General features: G+C 75.3%; 2 protein-coding genes. Both read right to left on the minus strand.

Features of this window, described 5'->3' with window-relative positions; translation table 11 throughout:
* Positions 1–589 (minus strand): AMP-binding protein (locus ACJA3G_RS36550; RefSeq protein ID WP_406557321.1); only part of this gene is annotated, 589 nt, incomplete at its 3' end.
* A complete protein-coding gene (locus tag ACJA3G_RS36555; RefSeq protein ID WP_406557322.1) occupies positions 586–1,359 on the minus strand; it encodes an SDR family oxidoreductase in 774 nt (257 codons plus the stop codon). The genes ACJA3G_RS36550 and ACJA3G_RS36555, both read right to left, overlap by 4 nt.
* Between the last annotated feature and the right edge of the window lie 268 nt (positions 1,360–1,627).

Genomic DNA, 1,627 nt, shown 5'->3' on the forward strand with positions numbered 1-1,627 from the left:
GCTGGCCGTCGCCCGGGGCGGGCAGCCCCTGCCGGGCGACGGCCAGCAGGTCGTCGGTGTCGGCGGGGCGGGGCAGCCGCTCGAAGGCGAGCACGCGCGCGTCGTCGCGGCTCTGGAGGCCGAGCTCGCAGGCGGTGAGCGCGATCCGCACGGAGGAGCCGGCCGCGGTGCCCCGCAGATACGCCTCCCACGCCCGGTCCGAGCAGATCAGCGCGGCGGCCTCGGAGTCGCCCAGGACGTGCCCGACCTCGGCCGACTTGTACATCGGGTTGAGCGGGACGACGGTCGCGCCCGCCTTCCAGGCGCCGAGCAGCGCGATCACGAAGTGCGGGGTGTTCTGGAGCATGATCGCGACCCGGTCGCCGCTCTGGAGGCCCCGGGCGGCGAGGTGGCCGGCCACGGAGTCGGAGAGCGCGTCGGCCTCGCGGTAGGTGAGCCGTCCGTCGAAGTAGGCGAGTGCGGTGCGGTCGGGGGCGCGCAGGACGGCGGCCCGGAAGGCGTGCACCACGCTCGCGGGCGGACTGACCGGTGCCCGCTGGGCCTCGGTGAGCTGCCCGAGCCAGGGCCTGGTCGCGTACCTGGAGCTCATGCCTGGCCCGCCTCCCACTTCTGCTGGAGATGGTTCATGGAGGTGAGCCAGCGGTCCGGGTCGCCCGCCCGCACACCGTAGAAGTGGGCCACCTCGGGGTGCGGCAGCACCAGGAACCGCTCCTCGGCCATCGCCGCGAAGAGCGCGTCGGCCACGGCCGGGGGCTCGATCGCGGTCGGCGCGAGGACCAGGTCCCCGGCCGAACCGGTGGCGGCCAGCATGTCCGTGCGTACGCCCTGCGGGCAGATCGCGTGGACCTTGACCCCCCGGTGGCGGTAGGTGAGCGAGAGCCACTCGGCGAAGGCGAGGGCGCCGTGCTTGGTGACGCTGTACGGGGCCGCGCCGATCATGGTGAGCAGCCCGGCGGCCGACACCGTCGACACGAACCGGCCGCCGCCGCGCTCCAGCCACTCGGGCAGCAGCTCGCGCGCGGCCCGGACGTGCGCCATCACATTGACGTCCCAGGCCGCCGCCCAGACGTCCTCGGGGGCGGCCTCGGAGCCGCCGGAGCCGAGGCCCGCGTTGGCGCAGTAGACGTCGATCCGTCCGCCCAGCGCCTCGCGGGCGAGCGGGACGACGCCCGAGGCGTCGCCGGGGACGGCGATCGCGCCGATCTCCTCGGCCGTCCTGCGGGCCTTGGCCTCGTCGAGGTCGTTGACGACGACCCGGGCGCCCTCCGCCGCGAATCTGCGCGCGAGCGCGGCGCCTATGCCGCCGCCCGCCCCGGTGACCACCACTGCCGCGCCCTGGACGTCGCTGTCCGAACCCATCGGGAATCCACCTCTCCACATGTCGACCAAGGAGCAGACTAACCAGTCGGTATGTACGGACGGAAGGGGATGCCGCCAACCGTTGCGTGCGGCTCGTTCCCCGTCGCCCGCCCTCGCGCTACCGTGCGGGGCCAGGACACCGCGCGCGACCGGGCCCGGGAGGTACGCCGATGAGCCTGTCCAGACGGGGACTGCTGGCGGGGACGGGGACCGTGGCGGCCGGTGCCGTCGCCGGCGCGGCCCCCTCCCCCGCCGTGGCCGCCCACCG

It is taken from the genome of Streptomyces sp. YS-3, from assembly GCF_045257485.1.
Taxonomy (GTDB): domain Bacteria; phylum Actinomycetota; class Actinomycetes; order Streptomycetales; family Streptomycetaceae; genus Streptomyces.